Source organism: Bacillus cereus group sp. BfR-BA-01380 (genome assembly GCF_022663535.1).
Taxonomy (GTDB): domain Bacteria; phylum Bacillota; class Bacilli; order Bacillales; family Bacillaceae_G; genus Bacillus_A; species Bacillus_A cereus_BB.
Genome location: NZ_JAKUFS010000011.1, coordinates 29439 through 47828, shown reverse-complemented (window position 1 = coordinate 47828; position 18390 = coordinate 29439). Strand labels below are relative to the sequence as shown.

The following is an 18390-nucleotide window of genomic DNA, read 5'->3' as shown; positions in this document are numbered from 1 at the left end:
CTTTTCGTTAATATCAGTAACCTATCGGTGCAATATATATTTTTATTAGCCGTATTTCTAATAATGCTTAAGATGATTGTTTAGCACTTTTTGCTACTTCTACTTTACTATGAGTTGATTTCTTATGAAGCCACTCATAAATAATTGGAATGATAATAAAGCTGTTAATTGTTGATGTAACCATTCCTCCTATCACCACGATACCTAATGTTTGAGAAATAACCGTATCCGTACTACGAGAAAATGCAAGTGGTAACAAAGTAAGGATTGTTGCTGCTGCTGTCATTAAGATTGGTCTAATCCTTGAAAGACTACCATTCAATACAGCCTCTTTAATAGGCATTCCTTCTTTTCGATTTCGTTCGATTTTGTCGATTAATACAATTCCGTTCGTTACCACGATTCCCGTCAACATAAGTACCCCAATTAAGGCTGCTAAGTTCCACTCCCCGCCAAACAGCACGAGTGCAACTACGACACCACTTAAGGCAAGGGGGATGCTGAGTAGTACAGCTAACGGAGCTCTCCAACCTTTAAATACTGATGAAATAATCAGTAACACTAACAAAATGGAGAACGCTATAGCAATGGACATATCAAAAATCATTTGTTTGACTTGTTCTGATATACCTCCAATAGAATAACTTACACCTTTTGGCAGCTTCATGTTTTGCAGTGTTTGATCCACTTGGTTTGAAACTTTGCTAATGTCATTTGAAGTAATTTGAGCTGTAACGGTAGAAAATGGTTGGCCATCTCGTTCACTGATTGTAGACGGAGACGCATCTTGTGTAATCGTTGCTAGCTGGTCAAGTCTTACACTATTTCCGTTTTTCGTTTGGAACGTTTCAGCTCCTAATGAAGCCATTACTTCACTTGGCGAAGCATCAATCTGAATCTTTGAATCCTGTCCAGAAGCAATTTGATCTAGATATACGTCTACTGGAAGGTTCTTGTGATCAATGGTAATCGTTGCATCCTTCGCCTGTGCCATATATCTGTTTACTACTTTTAGGATGTCGGCAACATTCACACCTTGTTGTTCAATAGCTGAACGATTTAAAGTTACTTTATATTTCGGTAATCCATTCGTTAAATCTACTTTTCCATCTACGCTTAATCCAGATATTTTTGCTAACTCCGTTCTTACCTTTTGAGCCGTTTGATCGAGTGTAACTTGGTCTGCACCAGTGAGCAATAGTTTCATTTGTGAATCATCACCGGAGATATTTTGACTAGTTACGGTGTAGGCTACTTTATCGGAAAGATGCGGCAATTGAGATTGTAAATCTTGAATAACAGAATCTGCATCCTTTTCATTTTTCAATGCAACAGAGAGATTCGCGACATTTGGACTTTGAATAAATCCTCCTCCTTGGTCGAACACATCATCACTTTGAGGAGTCATGGTGGAACCAAAGCTAGACGAATATGATTTCACCTTCGGATTTTCTTTTAAAGTTTGTTCCACTTTTTGAACTTCTGCATCTACCTCTGGTAATGTACTTCCTTTTGGTAATTCTACCTTAACGGCAATTTGACCAGATTTAGCGCTTGGCAAAAAGTTAATAGGAAGGAAGGCAGCATAAATGGCTGCGAACACAAAGATAATTACAGACCCAAACACCATTGTTTTTTTATGTTTTAAAGCAGATTGTAAAACCGGCTTCATCATCGGCTCCATGCTTACTGATTTTTTATTAGATGGAGCACCTTTCCAACCCATGAATGCTAAAGCTGGAATAACGCACATCGCAACAAAGAATGAAGTAATAAGTGCAATGACTACTGACCAAGCAAATCCACTGTAAGATGCACTAATCATACCTCCTACCATGGTGATTGGTATAAATACCGCAATAGTTGTTAAAGTGGATGCGAGAATCGCAGGTAACATTTCCGTTACCGCAGATCCCAGTAATGAGAGTAAAGATTTCTCTTTGGATTCTTCTTTTTTACGGTACATGTTATCCAAAATGACAATCGAATCATCCACAATTCGTCCCATCGCTACAATCAAACCGGAAACTGTTAAAATATTTAATGTGATACCCATAGATTTTAATATCGCGGTTGTTGCCAATAAGGAAATCGGCAATGAGATTGCGATAAGCAAAGTAGATCGAACATTACGGAAAAAGAAAAATACACAGATCATAGAGAATACACAGCCGAGTAATCCTTCTCGAACTAATCCGAATAAGGAACTGTTTAACTCCTGTTCGCGATCCAATAAGGTTTGCATTGAAACGTCACCATTTTTAACGGGTGCAAGATGTTGTACTCGGTCTTTTACTTGTGCTGCTACGTCTGTAATATTAGCAGAAGGTGTTTTAATGACGTTTAGCACTACGCTAGGTTGACCGTTTGTTCTAGACACGGTCTTCACATCATTTAAGGAACGAGAGATATCCGCAACCGCTGATAAAGGTACAGTTTTTCCTTGTGCGTTTTTAATAGGTACATTTTTAAGTTGTTGTTCATCTAGTGTTAATCCATCAAAACTTACTGGAATGGATAATTGATTATTTTGCATTGTTCCTTTTGGCAAACTTGGAAGAGATGTAGATAATGATTTATTTACATCATCCAGTGTTAGTCCGTTTTTTGCTAAATCCTTCATGCGTACGTTTAATACAAATCCATCCTTTGCTCCACCAAAGACGCTCACATCTGAAACACCTGGTACGGATTTGAGTTGTTTTACAATGTCTTGTTGTACGTTTGAGCGCAGTTCTTGTTCATTAAACTTAGAACTTGTTAAGCTATACGTTAAAACAGGAAATGAACTTGTAGTGACTCTCGTCACAGTTGGTTTCGCTGTAACAGTAGGCGGTAACTGTGCGTTTGCCAACGCTTTGTTTACTTCGTCTTCTGCTTTCTTCATGTCAAAATTCATAGGAAAATACAAACTCATAAACAAACCGCCATCATATGAGGTTGTCTCTACGTTTGCTAATCCGTCTACAGTTTGTGCAGCACTCGTAAGCGGGTCTGTAATTTCTTTCTTGATTTGATCTGCTTGCTCCGCAGGAACACGCATACTTACTGTAAGAGTGCTGTTGTTAATTCCTGGTAAATAGTCGCGTTGCATTTGGAAAGCAGAAATGCCTCCCCAAGCCAATATAATGAGAGCACAAACAATCATTAATATGCCTCGCTGCATCGCTCCCTCAACAATCTTCTTCATTCTCTGACCTCCTCGTTTCATTCATGTGAATAGAATCTCTAAAATAAGTAAATGGCAGTAAATCAAAAGAGACAAAATAACATTTCCTCATAATAAGAAAAAGTTTACTTCTCTAGTAACCATAGGAGCTTGCGCTCTTATTACTGCCTATTTTTCCCTAGAAATATCCTTATCTTTCTAGACTTAGATCTTTATAGCTGTACTTAGCTAGGAAAGGAATATGTTTCGTTAATTTCTTATACATGTAAAACACTACTTGTACTAAAGGCTCCAATTTTTTAGAGAACTTCATAACTAATAGGCTTGCCCCATATGAAATAAGAGCGCCACCAATTACGTCTGCAGGATAATGGACTCCGACGAATACACGCGAAATGCCAACAATTATTGCCCATACTAATACGGGATACTTCCAAGAATCATTTCGTAGCAACAGCGTACATGTTATAGAGAATACTAATACCGAGTGATCACTTACAAACGAAGAGTCAGCAGGATGCGGTATTAATTGATGAACATGATGTGCCACGAATGGACGTGGATGGTAGTAGACAAGGTGAAGGATTGCGTTTATGGACAATCCAAGTAAGCAAGAAAAGACAATGTACATAGCTGTATATTGTTTTTCTGCTCTTTTTTCTTTGTTTGCAGTAAACCATAGAAATAACATAAATGCGATTACGACATAAGGGACGCTATTCGTGATGAAGATCATCCCTCTATCTAGAAAAGAGGAGCGGCCGGCTAAGTCATTAATCCATTGAAATATTTCATAATTCATATTGTTCATCTCCTTGCTTATATATTTTTGGTTCCTCAGGTAAATCAAGTGACCAAAAACATGTATTTAAAGTGTAGCAAGTGAACCTGAACATCCTCTAAAAATTACATTAAAAATAGATTAAAAAAGAAAAATAACTATGAGTTTAGTGTTATAGTGGTTCAAAAATGGAGACAAAAATCAAATGATAACCAATAGAAAATGCAAAGCCGAAAGATTAGGCACAAAGAAGAATTGGTTCGGAGGAATGACATGGAACATTTTATTTCGATCTTTGAGCATTACAGTTACCTTATTTTATTTTTAGTGATTGCGCTGGAACTTATTGCAATTCCTATTTCGGGTGAATTTTTTATGAGTTATGCAGGCTACTTCGTATTTCAAGGAAAAATGAATTACACCTTGGCCCTTTTAACAGCGGTTGCTGCAGGGGGAATTGGAATCACAATCACATATTGGATCGGAAGAATAGGTGGATATAGGCTCATTGAGAAGTACGGAAAGTATGTTCACTTGGGTCCCAAAAGATTTAACAAAACAGCCGCATGGATGGAGCAATCAGGTAGTAAGTTGTTGTTATTTGCTTATTTCATTCCTGGGATTCGGCATTTTACAGGATACGTATCTGGCATTTCTAGGATGCCGTATCGAACCTTTGTCGTTCCGGCATATATAGGGGCGAGTTTATGGGGTTTTTCCTTTATTACACTAGGGAAAATATTAGGACCGCGCTGGGAAGACTTTCATAAATTGGCCGGTCGATATCTCATCTATATTGTCCTTGTATTCGCTATCGCTATCGGAGGGTTACTAGTTTATAAATTTTACAAAAACCAAATCAAAAACTTTTTCGTCCGACTGCTTAACAGAATTATTTCTTACTTTCGAATAATCCGAGCAACGGAAGTGTTCCTTATCAGTCTTACACTAGTCCTACTAGGAATGACAACCTTAATGTTGGGAATGGCACAGGATTATTTATATAATGAGTTTACTCAGTTTAACGAGGTTACTACCTATATTGTTCATTCTGTACTTCAAACAGGATGGACAAGTAGTATCAAAGGATTCCTATCGTTGCAGTCACCTATCGCATTGAGTGTTCTCATTATTATTACGATTTTAGCCATCTGGAGAAAAGGAAGGAATAGATGGCTTGAAGGCCTTTTACTTATCGTTTCCATACTGGGAGCGCATATATATCATAATGCGGTCTTACACACACTTTCTTATTTTCATTTTATTGGAAAAGATGCGGCAACTCGTTCTTCTACTTTTCCAGATGAAAAAGCAACGATCACCATCATCGTGTATGGAACCTGCTTATTTCTAATAGTACGTCACCTGAAGAATAAGTATATACAATTTGTTCTCCCTCTTCTGGGTATTTTGCTTTTACTATGTATAGCAATTGCGAACATTGGATTTTCTCATATACTTCCAAGCGATATCGTGGGCGGATATGTATACGGTGGGGTGTGGATGTTTTTGAATTTCTTGCTATTTGAGATGTTGCGCCTTATCGTAAATAAGCAAATATAATGTCCAGTGCATACAGGAATATGACAGACAATGAATGTAGAAAGAAGAGGAGATCATGAACAAACGGATTTTAGTTGTAGAAGATGAAGTGCAAATAGCGAGGGTACTACAGTTAGAACTGGAGTATGAAGGATACGAAGTATTAGTAAAACACGATGGAAAATCAGGATTAGAAGCAGCCTTACACGGAAATTTAGATTTAATCTTGCTGGATGTAATGTTGCCAGAATTGAGCGGTATAGAAGTGTTACGACGATTAAGAAAGGCTGATATCCATGTACCGGTAATCCTTTTAACAGCTCGAAATACAACATTAGATAAAGTCATGGGCTTAGATCAAGGGGCAAATGATTATGTTACAAAACCGTTTGAAATGGAGGAACTTCTTGCGCGGGTACGTTCAAGTATTCGTTCGAACACCATGATGACAGCTGGTGTTCCATTACATAAACAAGTACCCCTTTTATCCATTGCGGATTTGTCGATAAATATGGAGACGAGAGAAGTGACAAGGAATGGGAAGTCCATTTCACTAACTCCAAAAGAGTATGATTTATTAGTATATCTACTTACGAATAAAAACAAGATTGTAACACGTGAAGGTATTCTTACTCATGTTTGGGGATATCAATACGAAGGAGAAACGAACGTAATTGACGTGTATATTCGTCATCTTAGAAAGAAGCTAGACGAGGAGTTTTCTTCTACATTAATTCATACAATCCGGGGAATAGGGTATTCCATAAGGGAGAAATAAGATGAAGATCACAACGAAAATTAATTTGTTAATGTCAGCTTGGCTATTTGGTATATTACTAATTATAAACGTTGTTGTATTTTTTGCTTTTATGAAAACGACTGTAAATATGGAAGAACAACTGCTGTTTGAAAAAGCGAACAATATTATACAAGAACTTCATAAACAAAATACAACAACGCTAACAGAAGACGCATTAAAATCATATTTAGTCGAGCATTCCTTTATTCGGATTATAAATCCTGATTCTCATGTGATTAGCCAAGTCACGGATGATAAACATTTATATGATATAGAAGCGGAATTCTCTGAAAAATCTGAGTCGCAGCTATACAAGATTCGAGAGGAGCAAATCTTAATCACTCGAGTTCCTATTACTTCGGATAATCATGTTGTAGGCACATTGGAGATTGGCGAGCGATTAACTGGACTTGAAACGAGAAAAGACATTTTATTATCTATTCTTTTCGCTTGCTCCGCTATCGCTATTATATTGTCTCTTCTCATTGGGAAATGGTTGTCAAATATTATTATGCGACCTATTTCTAATATGATTAAAACGATGGAAGATATTGAACAAAGCGGTGTTCCAAAAACAATAACCATTCATAAACAAACAAAAGACGAGCTTGAAAAACTGGCTACAACGTTTAATCAGATGATTAAGAGGCTACAAGAAAACTCTGAAAAACAAAAACAGTTTATTTCGGATGCCTCTCATGAACTAAAAACGCCTCTTACAGTCATTAGAAGTTATGCCAATTTAGTAAGACGACGAGGCATCCAAAACGAAGAAATGACAATAGAAGCGATTGAGGCGATCCACTCAGAAGCAACTCGAATGCAAAGAATGACGGAAGCGTTACTGGATTTAGCAGCATCAGAAAAAGAAACTGTTTTAGAAATAAAATCATCTGATTTAGTATCACTATGTCACAGCATTCTACAGCAATTCAAAGATGTTTATAGAAGAGAAATTACACTCCATTACGGTCAAGCACCTATCATGGTGAAAATGGATGAGCTAAAAATCAAACAAGTCATCATCATATTGCTCGATAACGCTATCAAATATAGTTCTGACAAAATTGAAATTTTCTTGGAGAAGAATGAAGATTATGCTGTTATACGAGTAAGTGATTATGGTATCGGTATACCGAAGGAAGAAATAGAACATATTTTTGAACGATTTTACCGAGTGGATAAAGCAAGGAGTCGAGAGACAGGAGGGACGGGATTAGGACTAGCTATCGCAAAAAATATTATGAAACAACATAAGGGAGAAATTAAAATACGAAGCGAAGAAGGAAAAGGAACAAATGTGAATTTGTTTTTACCTGTTTCCTCTATGAATGAATAAAGTAGTGAGAGCAAAAAGTAGAGGTGAAAAACTGGATTCTTCGGCTGGATCTATATTTATTTAGAATAGTGGAAGAATATATAGAAAATGCTATATAAATGGGAAGTTTAATCAACTTAGGGGGGACAACCTTGTTCAATCAAATAGTAAAAGCTGTACCCAACTTATTTACGATCGGAAATTTATTGTGCGGTGTTTTTTCAATTACCTTGAATATGAATGGTTTTTTGGAAGTAGCCTCCATTTTTATTTTCTTTTCAGCTGTTTTAGATCTTCTTGATGGAAGGATTGCGAGAAAATTAAAGGTGAACAGTGAGTTTGGCGTAGAATTGGATTCCTTAGCTGATATTGTTAGTTTCGGAGTTGCTCCTGCACTTCTATTTCATTCGATAGCAGCACCATCTATTTTAACTTCTTTGGCATTTATCCTTTTCCCAACGATGGGTGCTTTAAGATTAGCTAAATTTAGTGTTAAACCAACCATTGGATATTTTAAAGGATTACCTATTCCAGCTGCTGGATTACTATTGGCTGGTATGGGATTGTTTTCATATGAAAATGCATGGATTACCTTAATCCTCGCTCTCTTAATGGTAAGTCCAATTAGGTTTAAAAAACTTTAATTTGAGTAAGGCTATAGAAGTATTAAAGAGTAAGTATGATTTCAATGACGAATTGCTAAAACATATTTCACCATCTGGGATGGGAGCATATAAACTTTCTTGGAGAACATCGATTTAATGTAAAAGATATGACAACATTGGAATCTCTTCGTCCATTGCAACAAACTTAGCAAAGCGAGAGCCGATTTTTTTTAGAGTAAAAAAATCGGCTCGTTTAATGTCGAAATTTGCTTAGCGTGAGGATTTCGGGCCCAAATTTGATAAATCAACGTTATAAGACTTACTTATAATCAAACATTTTTATGAAACAATAGAAAGAAGGTGTTGCGCTATGTCGTAATACTTTTTTAAAATCGAGAGAGAGAAATTGAAAATGGAGTAAATGGGTAAGAGTGCTACCTTTAGGGAATAAATACGAAAAAACAATGTTTCATTTACAACTATTCAAAAACATGTAATTGTATTTTATAAAAACGTAGTATGTGTTAATTTTTTGAAAAAGGATGTGTAGTATGAACAAAGAGAAAAAGTATACTGTTGTTGGCACTGATATTGATGAAGTGAAGGAGTTAAATAAGAAATCTGGGTTAACATATAACGAAGTAAAACAATTATTAGTGAAACAAATGAAACAAAAGTGATTATCTTGAGTAAGAATAGCAATCACAGTTTTTATAATGTCAAACGTTACTCTAATGATTTTTTCTCGAAGCAAAGAGTATCAATACATACATTTGTGGGAAGATTCTGAATGTAAAAAAGCGAATTTTGTCTTTTACAGTTAATTCACTGAAGATTCTTTTCCTAAATTCATTGAATTGATAGCGATAGCTTTTGACTAGTGATTTTTTTATTTTATTGTCATTCATATTAAAAAAAGCTGTAATAGTCAAATTCATCATATTAAGAAAACAGATATTATAAATATCATTAAACTCGTCCTCTCTAAATAATGCTAGTCTCTCGACGTATATATTCAGCATATCCAAATGTTCTTTGATATGCTGAACTTCGGTTGATTTGCTATGAAGTACGCTGTCTGGACGATTGAAATAGTAATATAACCTTTCATCAGTAATCACGTATTTATTGACCCTTTTCAACAAAAAACAAATAATTTGTTCATCTTCCGCACGTCTATATTGAGTGTTGAAACGAAGATTATTAAATAAACTTTTCTTATACAGTTTGTTAGAAACAACAACTCCCACTCCATTTATTTCATATTTTGGATCAAATACTGTCTTGATTGCACCGACTTTATCATAAACTCTGAGTTCAATATCATCTCTTGGAGGTTCGGCATAATTACTGTCCCAACACCCTCTACTAAAGCAAGCTGACATATCTGCATTATACTTTTTCAGTAAGGAATATAAACGTTCATACATTTCAGGGTGAATATAATCGTCAGAGTCAGGAAATGCAATATAATTACCTGTTGCTACATCAAGGCCCATATTCCTTGCCGAACTTACACCTTGATTGCTTTGGTGGATAACTTTAATCCTGTCATCTTTACTTGCAAATTCCTTACAAATCTGCAAGCAATTATCTGTTGATCCATCGTCAATAAGAATAATTTCAAGATTTTTATATACCTGTCCACACACTGTATGTAAACATCTTTCAAGATAATCCTCTACATTGTAAATGGGAATAATAACTGATATTTTTTCTTTATATATACTTTCAATCATAGCTCTCTCCCTTTATTTTTCAATATATTTTATTTTCAATTAAATTCATCCTAATTATATGTTCTTAATTAAGAACCAACAAGTGGGAGTTTTTCTTTAATAAGGAAATTCGCTTCGTGAATAATTAGACTCTTTTTCAATTGAACCCAACTTACTTAATAATCTGTTCAATTTCATAGTTCATTAGGATTCTGGTGAAATATAAAAATGAAATAAAATTAAAAATAAAAAGGAAATAGCGCCTTTAAATTTACGATATTTTGCAGATGGTATATTAGTAGTTGCAATTGGATTGCAATCTATTTTAATAGAAAAAAAGAAGTATAGTGAAATAAATCGGTAAGGCGTTGTTAATACAACAATAGTCTAAATCACGTAGGCTATTTTTATCCCGCTATTCGTGGGCAGTAAGACCCCCACCTTAAGATAGAGAGAAGCGAAGAAGATAGGTGGGGGATAACTGCCCGTAAAAGCCCGATTGGTTCAACTAACCATCAGTGGGGGATGAAAAAAACCCCCACTGATGGAAGTTTCACTTTATTTGTTAGGGGTTATTCACAGAGTCTAATACGATATTACATTCTTTTTTCACTTCATTTTCGGTAAGGGAAATGTAATGAAGTATTTAATTTCATTTGCATAAAACAATGTTATAATAATGGATGATATGGTAAAATTTTATGTATTGTGTGCATTTTTATACAAAATAAGTATGTTTGTTATGACAATGTACTATTTTTGTAACTTTTATTTTGAATTTCGTTTATACTTGTTAGGTGTAAATTGGTAGAATTTCATAGTGTAAATATTTACATAGTTTTTAGAGAAAGATGGGGGTGACTATGAATGCCCACACCATTAAAGAAAAATAGTCGTTATATGGTTGGATTAGACAGTCTAAGGGGCCTAGCCATACTAGGTGTTATTTTGTATCATATCAATTTTAACTGGATACCTGGAGGATTTTTAGGTGTTACTGTGTTTTTTGTACTTTCGGGTTATTTAATTACGGATATTCTTGTTGTTGAGTGGAAGGAAAACAGGAGAATCGACTTGAAGAATTTCTGGTTGCGCCGGGCAAGGAGATTGCTTCCAGGAATGCTTGTCATGCTTGTTATAACTTTAGCGTGGATTACAATTTTCCATAGTTCATTACTTGGAAAAATGCGTGGAGATTCGGTAGCAGCTTTATTTTATTTTAGTAACTGGTGGTATATTTATCACAAATTATCATATTTTGATAGCTTCGGTAAACTTTCTCCACTAAATCATTTTTGGTCGTTAGCTGTTGAAGAACAGTTCTATGTGGTCTGGCCGCTTATTATTAGTTTAGGGCTTACTTATATAAAAAAACAATCACGTCTGACTTTATTTATTTTTCTCGGAGCGATTGCTTCAGCTGTCGCGATGGCAATGATATATGTACCAGGCGCTGATCCAAGCAGAGTGTATTATGGTACCGATACAAGGGCGTTTGCCTTACTGATTGGTGCAGCACTTGCTTTCATTTGGCCGAGCAGTAGATTAGCTAATAAAATTATCCCACCAGCTCGTCTCGTTCTGGATATAATTGGAGGGATTTCTCTTCTTATTATTCTCGTTATGTTTTGGAAGACGAATCAATATGATCCATTCCTATACCGCGGAGGAATGTTCCTTTTATCGATTGCTACTGCATTATTAGTAGCGAACCTTGCTCATCCAGCTAGCCGTGTTAGTGTGTTTTTAAGGTTTAGACCTTTGCGCTGGATTGGAGTTCGATCTTATGGGATATACCTTTGGCATTATCCGATCATCACATTAACAAGTCCGCAAGTAAGTACAGGAGAATTTCAGCTTACGAGGGCTATTTTCCAATTTTTTCTTATTTTGTTTATTGCGCAAATTTCATGGAAGTTTATCGAAAATCCAATTCGCCAAGGCGCATTGAGGAATATTCGTTTACGTAACTTAGAAATAAGAAACTTAGCGTTAGGCGGTAAGTTAGCTTTAGCGTTTGCAATATTGGTTACTATGACAGCTAGTTTTGGTTTATCGACAGCAGGCAAAGCAAAAGAAAACCCTAAAAATAAAGTAGAGGCGATACAAACACAGCAAAAAGATCAGCCTAAACATCCAGAGGTAGCTTGGGAAGAACCGGCTGATAAACCATCACAAAACAAAGAAGAAGTTAATTCTAAGGGGTCTAAAGAATCTGCGCCGATTACAGCTATTGGAGATTCAATTATGATTGATGTCTCTCCCAATTTAAAAAATACTTTTCCTAATATTAGGATTGATGCGAAAATTGGAAGGCAAATGTCTGAAGCGACCGCTGCGGTAGACAGAATGAAAAAAGAGGGTACCTTAGGGGCGTGTGTTATTATTGGATTGGGTACAAATGGAGCGTTTACTACTGAGCAAATAACATCACTAATCCAATTAATAGGTAATGAACGTAAAGTTGTATTGATTAATACAAGAGTGCCGCGTCCATGGGAATCATTGGTTAATAAAAAGTTAGAAGAAATAGCGTCAAAATTCTCAAATGTTACGCTAGTTGATTGGTATTCAGCTAGTGCTGGGAAGCAAGAATACTTTGAACCAGATGGGGTTCATTTGACGAAAGCAGGAGCAGAGGTATATTCTTCGCTTATAGTGAAGAGTATTAAAAAGTAGAGTAATAGCAAATTGATAATTTTTTCACTTGATCTCACTTGGATGTGTAGAACTTTATCTGTTTAACATATCTCTATATGTATACAAATTGAAAAAACAACATAAAATGAACTTTAAAAATATATGGATTAGATGTGTATGGAAAAGTGTGGTTGCACTTAAATATAGTTTACATATGAGAAGAGAGTCGCGTTAGTATGCGACTCTCTTTATTAAATAAAAGATAATTTTATCCCGCATTAACGGGCAGTAATACTCCCACCTCAAAATTCAGCGAAAGCAAAGAAGTTAGGTGGGAGATAAACTGCCCGTAAAAGCCCGATTGGTTCAACTAATAATCAGTGGGGGATGAAGAAAACCCCCACTGATTAAAGTTTCACTTTATATTATGATGATGTGTCTCGTAAAAACTGAGAATATAAATCGTAAAAATAATTTGGTCGAAAGATATTTGCAGCATGACCAGCTAAGGGGATTTCTTTATATGAAACATTTGGAAGAATGGATTTTAAATCAAATAAACAAGATTTATAGAGATGATCATGTTCTCCCATTACCCATAAAATGGGTTGTGTAAGTTCTCGTAATCGAGATTTTAAATCGAATTCCAAACGATGCCGTAGTGACTCTCGAATAATAGATGAGTGTAATTGTAACCCAAATCGATAGTAAATATTTTTGGAAACAATTGCAAATGGATTGGCTTTTAGTATGCCACTTGGAAATATAGTACTTGCATACTGATAAAGCCAAGAAGAGTATTCATTATTTCGTTTCTCCCAAAACTTTTGAAAGACATTAAACAAAATAGATGGGTTATTGTAATGACCGCCAATATGACAAAGGCTCAATACTTTTTCAGGATACTTATGAGCAAATATAGTGGCAATATAGCATCCATAGCTTAGGGCGCAAATGTGAGCTTGCTGAATTCCTTCTTTTTCATATAAATCTGACAATTGCCCGACTAATTGATTTAAAGAAAAGTCAATGGCTTGTCCTTTGTCATCGCCATGACCAAGTAAGTCATACGTGATGATGTTATAAGATGAGGAAAATAGTTTACACTCTTTTTTAAATGCGCGACGATTTCCAACTAATCCATGAATGAATATAATCGTTTTTTTCTTAAAATCTTTTTTTGTTTGCAAAAGTATGCCCCTTTCAAGTCTATGGTAGAAAAAGAAAATATGTTCTACTAGAAAGTTGTTATCACTAGTAAGTTTAGGCAACAGATTATGCTTGAAACAATGAAATAATAGGATTTTCTAGAATATCATATTTCAAAATGAAGAATAACAAATCTATTTTATGATACGACCCATTTTCTATGGGATTTGTATTTAAAAACAGGACGTAAGAAAAAATTTCTGTGAGCTTAGTTCATTTGTTTTTCGTGTTTAATAGATTGATTATAGTTAATTTTAAGTACCAGGTAATAATACCAGATGATTGTGTGGTTTGTAAAGATAGCTTCTCAACATGGACATAGCAGTCTTTCTAGTATTTGTAATAATTTTATCCCGCATTAACGGGCAGTAATACTCCCATCTCAAAATTCAGCGAAAGCATTGTCCAGTTTCAGTGGCTAGAATGTTCGGTGGCTTCGCTTCTTCCTGCGAGGTAAAAAACACCTCTACGTCAGAAGCTCCATCCCCCTCACATTCTGGACGAGCCACTTCCACATTTCTTTGTTGTCCAGCTCTAGCGGCTAGAATCTCCGGTCGTTTCGCCCCCTCGGACGAGGCAGAAAGCGCCTCTCTGTCGGGTGCTCCAACGTCCTGCGATTCTGAGCGAGCCGCTTCCGCCTTTCTTAAGAAGTTAGGTGGGAGATAAACTGCCCGTAAAAGCCCGATTGGTGAGAGCTGATAATCAGTGGGGGATGAAGAAAACCCCCACTGATTAAAGTTTCACTTTATACAGATTCTGTTTTGTAACATTGTATGAAAACATGCATTATATAGTGAAGAGAAGTAGAATCCTATTTTAATTCAATCTATATAAGTTCATTTTAATTTTTCAACATATAAGTCACTGCTATGCATGGCCAGATGCTCTTGTCCACCTAAAAAGAAAGGGGTTATTATGTCGGTTTTTCAATTTGTATTTATATACCCATCATTTTTTTAAATGATTTCTATTAAAATAATTCATTTTATTTATTTTTGTTATAAATATATAATGGTGATTAGGTGAGTGTATAGGACTGTTATCTATTTTCTTTATATGCTGTATGTAATTTGAGAATGGCCAGTTATTTAAATTGGCAGCTTACATTTGAAATCAATCGTATTTAATTTAGGCGTGAAAGATTAAGAATGTATAAAGTTTACTCATGAAGCTAACTATTTCTATGAGAATAGTTAGCTTCATGAATGTTTCAGAAAAGGTTTCACTTCATATACCTTCTAATATCATTTTTCGTTATGATGGAAATGTAGTTATAACAATAAATTGATGATACGAGAATCTTGTAATCTTTATACATACATAAACCGTAATTCATGCTATTGAGGATGAAATAACGATTGTACAACAGGAGGCATTATTATGGAGCTGCGTCATTTGAAAACTTTTATTATTGTAGCAGAGAGTGGAGGATTTACACGAGCCGGAGAAAGACTCGGGTATACACAATCAACAATCACAAATCATATTCAATCCTTGGAAGAAGAAATTGGAAGTCCGTTGTTTGATCGCCTCGGTAAAAAGGTAGTTTTAACTGAGGTAGGAGAGCATATGCTTTCTTACGCGCAAAAAATATTGGCATTATCAAATGAGGCGTTGGAATCATCTCAAATGAACGGTGAACCGTCAGGAACGATACGTATTGGAGCAAATGAGTCTTTAATGATATATCGATTACCTGTTATTTTATATGAATTTAAAAGGAAGTATCCGCAAGTCCATATCATTTTACAGCCATCAGAGAGTCAGGAGTTGCATAATGAATTAAAGTCAGGGAAATTTGATTTTGCTTTATTTACAAATCCTGAAAAACTAGGTGTAGATATTGTCACTCGTTCGCTTGTTAGAGAAACAATTGTGCTTGTTGCTCCGCCGGGGCATCCGTTAACGAAGCGGAAAAATGTTACTCCTGCTGATTTAGAAGGAGAAATGTTATTGCTTACTGAGCCGGGGAGTTATCGAGACTTACTAGAAAGGTGGATAAAAGAAGAAGGGATTAGTTGTTCACGTATTCATTTTTGGAGTATAGAGGCAATTAAACAAACGGTTATGTGCGGGCTAGGGTTATCGTATTTACCGTTTATTACAGTTAAAGAAGAAATTGAGCGTGGAAAGTTAATTGCTTTGCCGTGGATGTACAGTGAGGATTTTGTTACAACTGAATTGGCGTATCATAAAAATAAATGGTTGACACCAGCGATGGAGACGCTAATAGAAATGATAGAGAAACATGCAGAGAAATGGAGAGAGACAATTTGATTTCCTAAGGTGTATAGAGATTAGAACGAAAGATACATATAGGAAAAGACGGGAGGAAAACGTAATGAATGAACGTATGAAAGAGATTATACTTGTTGTAATTGGGTCGTTATTATTTGCAATTGGAATTAACTTTTTTGCTATTCCAAACCGATTATCAGAAGGAGGAATTATCGGTCTTACGGTAATTACTTACTATTTGTTTGACTGGTCTCCTGGTGCTGTAAATTTTATAATGAATGCTATTTTACTTGCAATTGGTTATAAATTTTTTGATAAGAAAACGATGGTATATACAATTCTTGGTATTATATCTACATCTTTCTTTTTATATATTACAGAAGGTGTGGCAACTCCGGTAAATCACGATACATTATTAGCAGCTCTTTTTGCTGGGAGTTTTGTTGGTGTTGGTTTAGGGTGTATGTTTCGTGCAGGTGGTACATCAGGCGGTTCAGCTATCATAGCTAGGTTAGCAAATCAATATTTAGGCTGGAGTGTTGGGAAAGGTGTACTAATTATCGATATCGTTGTTATTGCTGGCTCAGTATTTATTATTGGACAAGAGAAGGCGATGTATACACTTGTAGCAGTTTTTATCGGTGCAAAGGTTATTGATTTTATTGTGGAAGGATTAAATACAAAAACAGCAGTGACTATTATTTCAAACAATCCAGATATGATTAGAGAATCCATTATGCAAAATATGACACGCGGTGTAACAGTATTAGAAGGACGAGGTGGTTACACAGGAAATAATAAGGAAGTGTTATATGTTGTTATTAATAAACAAGAGCTCGTTCAATTAAAACAAGTTGTAGGTCGAAAAGATCAAAATGCATTTGTTGTGATTCATGATGTACGAGACGTATTAGGTGGCGGCTTTAAAGCGAGTTAAAAAATCTAGCCCTCAAATGTTTGAGGGCTAGATTTTTTTGTCTGTATAATCAAAATGTAATTTGTTTCTAATGATTTCATAAAATATTATTGAAAATTATGCCAAATAAGAGAAAGATTACTTGGGATTTCAAAAAATATTTGTGTTAAAATTTCGTTGTCATCATTTTGTCACAAAGCGATGTTATTTTTTCTGTAGCGAAAAGCTATGATTCGCACATTATGAATTCTTACAAAAATGTAAGGTTGATGAAATGTAATTCGATACAAAGGATGTTACATTTCAATTAAACTAATAGGAGATGTTTTGAAAGGAGGAAGTGAAATGAAAACGGACATGGAAGCAACAAGTAGAAGTGAAAAGAAAAAGAAGCGCTCTAAAAAAAGAGGTTTTTTATTGTTTTTGATCATTCCTGTTCTATTTCTCGTCATTGGAGGAATAAGCTACAGTTCCTTTATATATAGTAAAGCAAAAGCGGTTGTAAGTAATTCTTATGCAGAAATAAATAAATCTGATAAACGTGATACAGAGGTGGCTCCTTTAAAAGATAATATTTCTATTTTAATTATGGGCGTTGATGAAAGTGAGCAAAGAAAAAGTCAATATGGTGAAGCGGTTCGTACAGATGCGTTGTTATTGGCAACGATTAATAAAAATGATAAATCGGTAAAGTTAGTGAGCATTCCTCGTGATGCGCGCGTATATATACCGTCACGAAAGAAATTAGATAAAATTACACATGCGCACGTATTTGGCGGTGTGGAAAGTACACGTGATACGGTTGAACGTTTTTTAAATGTACCTGTTGATTATTATGTGAAATTTAATTTTGAATCGTTCATTAAAATAGTGGATTCACTTGGTGGAATTGATATTGATGTGCCGGTTACTTTTACGGAACAAGATAGTAAAGACCAAGCTGGTGCCATCCATCTTGAAAAAGGATACCAACATTTAAATGGAGAACAAGCGCTTGCGTTGGCGAGAACGCGGAAAATTGATAGCGATGCAATGCGTGGGCAAAGACAGCAACTTGTAATGGAAACAATTATTAAAAAAGCAACATCAATGAATTCAATTACAAAGCTTAGTTCATTATTAGATGCAGTGGATCGAAACTTGAAAACAAATTTAACATTCAATGATATGTTGGCAATTACAAAAAATATGGCAGGAACAGACTTGAAGTTAGAAAAAATACAAGTACAAGGTACAGACAAACGTATGAATGGTATTTATTATTATCAACCAGATGAGCAAAATGTAAAAGAAATATCAAAACAATTGAATGATCATCTTGGGATTGCTAAGAAATCAGAATCTAATAAATAAGAAAAAGGTTGGCTTTTTGCCAGCCTTTTTCTTATTTACTATTCGGTTAAAAGGATAGCTAAGAAACACTCTTTACATCGTAAAGAGTGTTTCTTAGCTATC

General features: G+C 35.2%; 13 protein-coding genes and 1 pseudogene. 10 read left to right on the top strand and 4 right to left on the bottom strand.

Annotated elements, in window-relative coordinates:
* Positions 1 to 67 precede the first annotated feature (67 nt).
* Both MR076_RS12250 and MR076_RS12245 read right to left on the bottom strand, forming a co-directional pair.
* Positions 68 to 3190, bottom strand: a complete 3123-nt coding sequence (locus tag MR076_RS12250; protein WP_242220899.1) for an efflux RND transporter permease subunit — start codon at positions 3188 to 3190, stop codon at positions 68 to 70.
* Positions 3191 to 3359: 169 nt separating this feature from the next.
* Entirely contained in the window at positions 3360 to 3971 is a 612-nt protein-coding gene (locus MR076_RS12245; RefSeq protein ID WP_242220897.1) for an undecaprenyl-diphosphatase, read from the bottom strand.
* Positions 3972 to 4223: 252 nt separating this feature from the next.
* On the opposite strand from MR076_RS12245, the gene MR076_RS12240 reads away from it, so the two are divergent.
* The 6 genes and pseudogenes from MR076_RS12240 (at position 4224) to MR076_RS26385 (ending at position 8894) form a co-directional block, all read left to right on the top strand.
* Positions 4224 to 5513: a VTT domain-containing protein gene (locus MR076_RS12240; RefSeq protein ID WP_242220895.1), complete on the top strand. Its 1290-nt coding sequence runs from the start codon at positions 4224 to 4226 to the stop codon at positions 5511 to 5513.
* 55 nt (positions 5514 to 5568) lie between these two features.
* On the top strand, positions 5569 to 6270 hold the full coding sequence (locus MR076_RS12235; protein WP_242220893.1) for a response regulator transcription factor: 702 nt from the start codon (positions 5569 to 5571) through the stop codon (positions 6268 to 6270).
* A 1-nt stretch (position 6271) separates the two neighbouring features.
* Complete coding sequence (locus MR076_RS12230; protein WP_242220891.1) at positions 6272 to 7630, top strand: HAMP domain-containing sensor histidine kinase; 1359 nt, start codon at positions 6272 to 6274, stop codon at positions 7628 to 7630.
* Positions 7631 to 7761: 131 nt separating this feature from the next.
* Complete coding sequence (gene pssA / locus MR076_RS12225) at positions 7762 to 8253, top strand: CDP-diacylglycerol--serine O-phosphatidyltransferase (RefSeq protein WP_242220889.1); 492 nt, start codon at positions 7762 to 7764, stop codon at positions 8251 to 8253.
* Between the two features lies 1 nt (position 8254).
* Positions 8255 to 8423 (top strand): annotated as a pseudogene (locus tag MR076_RS26800) (Tn3 family transposase); the annotation flags it as partial.
* A 342-nt stretch (positions 8424 to 8765) separates the two neighbouring features.
* A complete protein-coding gene (locus MR076_RS26385) occupies positions 8766 to 8894 on the top strand; it encodes a hypothetical protein (protein WP_277928457.1) in 129 nt (42 codons plus the stop codon).
* Between the two features lie 51 nt (positions 8895 to 8945).
* On the opposite strand, the gene MR076_RS12220 is transcribed toward MR076_RS26385, so the two are convergent.
* Entirely contained in the window at positions 8946 to 9953 is a 1008-nt protein-coding gene (locus MR076_RS12220) for a glycosyltransferase family 2 protein (protein WP_242220887.1), read from the bottom strand.
* Positions 9954 to 10799: 846 nt separating this feature from the next.
* On the opposite strand from MR076_RS12220, the gene MR076_RS12215 reads away from it, so the two are divergent.
* On the top strand, positions 10800 to 12611 hold the full coding sequence (locus MR076_RS12215) for an acyltransferase family protein (RefSeq protein ID WP_242220885.1): 1812 nt from the start codon (positions 10800 to 10802) through the stop codon (positions 12609 to 12611).
* A gap of 386 nt (positions 12612 to 12997) precedes the next feature.
* On the opposite strand, the gene MR076_RS12210 is transcribed toward MR076_RS12215, so the two are convergent.
* Positions 12998 to 13762 carry an alpha/beta fold hydrolase gene (locus MR076_RS12210; RefSeq protein ID WP_242220883.1) on the bottom strand — a complete coding sequence of 255 codons (765 nt, stop codon included), beginning with the start codon at positions 13760 to 13762 and terminating at the stop codon, positions 12998 to 13000.
* Between the two features lie 1399 nt (positions 13763 to 15161).
* Between MR076_RS12210 and MR076_RS12205 the strand changes: the two genes are divergently transcribed.
* The 3 genes from MR076_RS12205 to MR076_RS12195 all read left to right on the top strand — a co-directional run bounded on the left by MR076_RS12205 (position 15162) and on the right by MR076_RS12195 (position 18288).
* Positions 15162 to 16058, top strand: a complete 897-nt coding sequence (locus MR076_RS12205; protein ID WP_242220881.1) for a LysR family transcriptional regulator — start codon at positions 15162 to 15164, stop codon at positions 16056 to 16058.
* A gap of 64 nt (positions 16059 to 16122) precedes the next feature.
* Positions 16123 to 16956 (top strand): YitT family protein, encoded by an 834-nt coding sequence (locus MR076_RS12200; protein WP_242220879.1) that lies wholly within the window; start codon positions 16123 to 16125, stop codon positions 16954 to 16956.
* 336 nt (positions 16957 to 17292) lie between these two features.
* Positions 17293 to 18288, top strand: coding sequence for an LCP family protein (locus tag MR076_RS12195; RefSeq protein WP_472927085.1), 996 nt, complete (start codon positions 17293 to 17295; stop codon positions 18286 to 18288).
* Positions 18289 to 18390 lie beyond the last annotated feature (102 nt).

What these genes read in the sequence shown, in the direction of transcription:
- MR076_RS12250 (WP_242220899.1), bottom strand. Translation starts at nt 3,190, where the DNA reads ATGAAGAAGATTGTTGAGGGAGCGATGCAGCGAGGCATATTAATGATT.
- MR076_RS12245 (WP_242220897.1), bottom strand. Translation starts at nt 3,971, where the DNA reads ATGAATTATGAAATATTTCAATGGATTAATGACTTAGCCGGCCGCTCC.
- MR076_RS12240 (WP_242220895.1), top strand. Translation starts at nt 4,224, where the DNA reads ATGGAACATTTTATTTCGATCTTTGAGCATTACAGTTACCTTATTTTA.
- MR076_RS12235 (WP_242220893.1), top strand. Translation starts at nt 5,569, where the DNA reads ATGAACAAACGGATTTTAGTTGTAGAAGATGAAGTGCAAATAGCGAGG.
- MR076_RS12230 (WP_242220891.1), top strand. Translation starts at nt 6,272, where the DNA reads ATGAAGATCACAACGAAAATTAATTTGTTAATGTCAGCTTGGCTATTT.
- MR076_RS26385 (WP_277928457.1), top strand. Translation starts at nt 8,766, where the DNA reads ATGAACAAAGAGAAAAAGTATACTGTTGTTGGCACTGATATTGATGAA.
- MR076_RS12220 (WP_242220887.1), bottom strand. Translation starts at nt 9,953, where the DNA reads ATGATTGAAAGTATATATAAAGAAAAAATATCAGTTATTATTCCCATT.
- MR076_RS12215 (WP_242220885.1), top strand. Translation starts at nt 10,800, where the DNA reads ATGCCCACACCATTAAAGAAAAATAGTCGTTATATGGTTGGATTAGAC.
- MR076_RS12205 (WP_242220881.1), top strand. Translation starts at nt 15,162, where the DNA reads ATGGAGCTGCGTCATTTGAAAACTTTTATTATTGTAGCAGAGAGTGGA.
- MR076_RS12200 (WP_242220879.1), top strand. Translation starts at nt 16,123, where the DNA reads ATGAATGAACGTATGAAAGAGATTATACTTGTTGTAATTGGGTCGTTA.
- MR076_RS12195 (WP_472927085.1), top strand. Translation starts at nt 17,293, where the DNA reads ATGGAAGCAACAAGTAGAAGTGAAAAGAAAAAGAAGCGCTCTAAAAAA.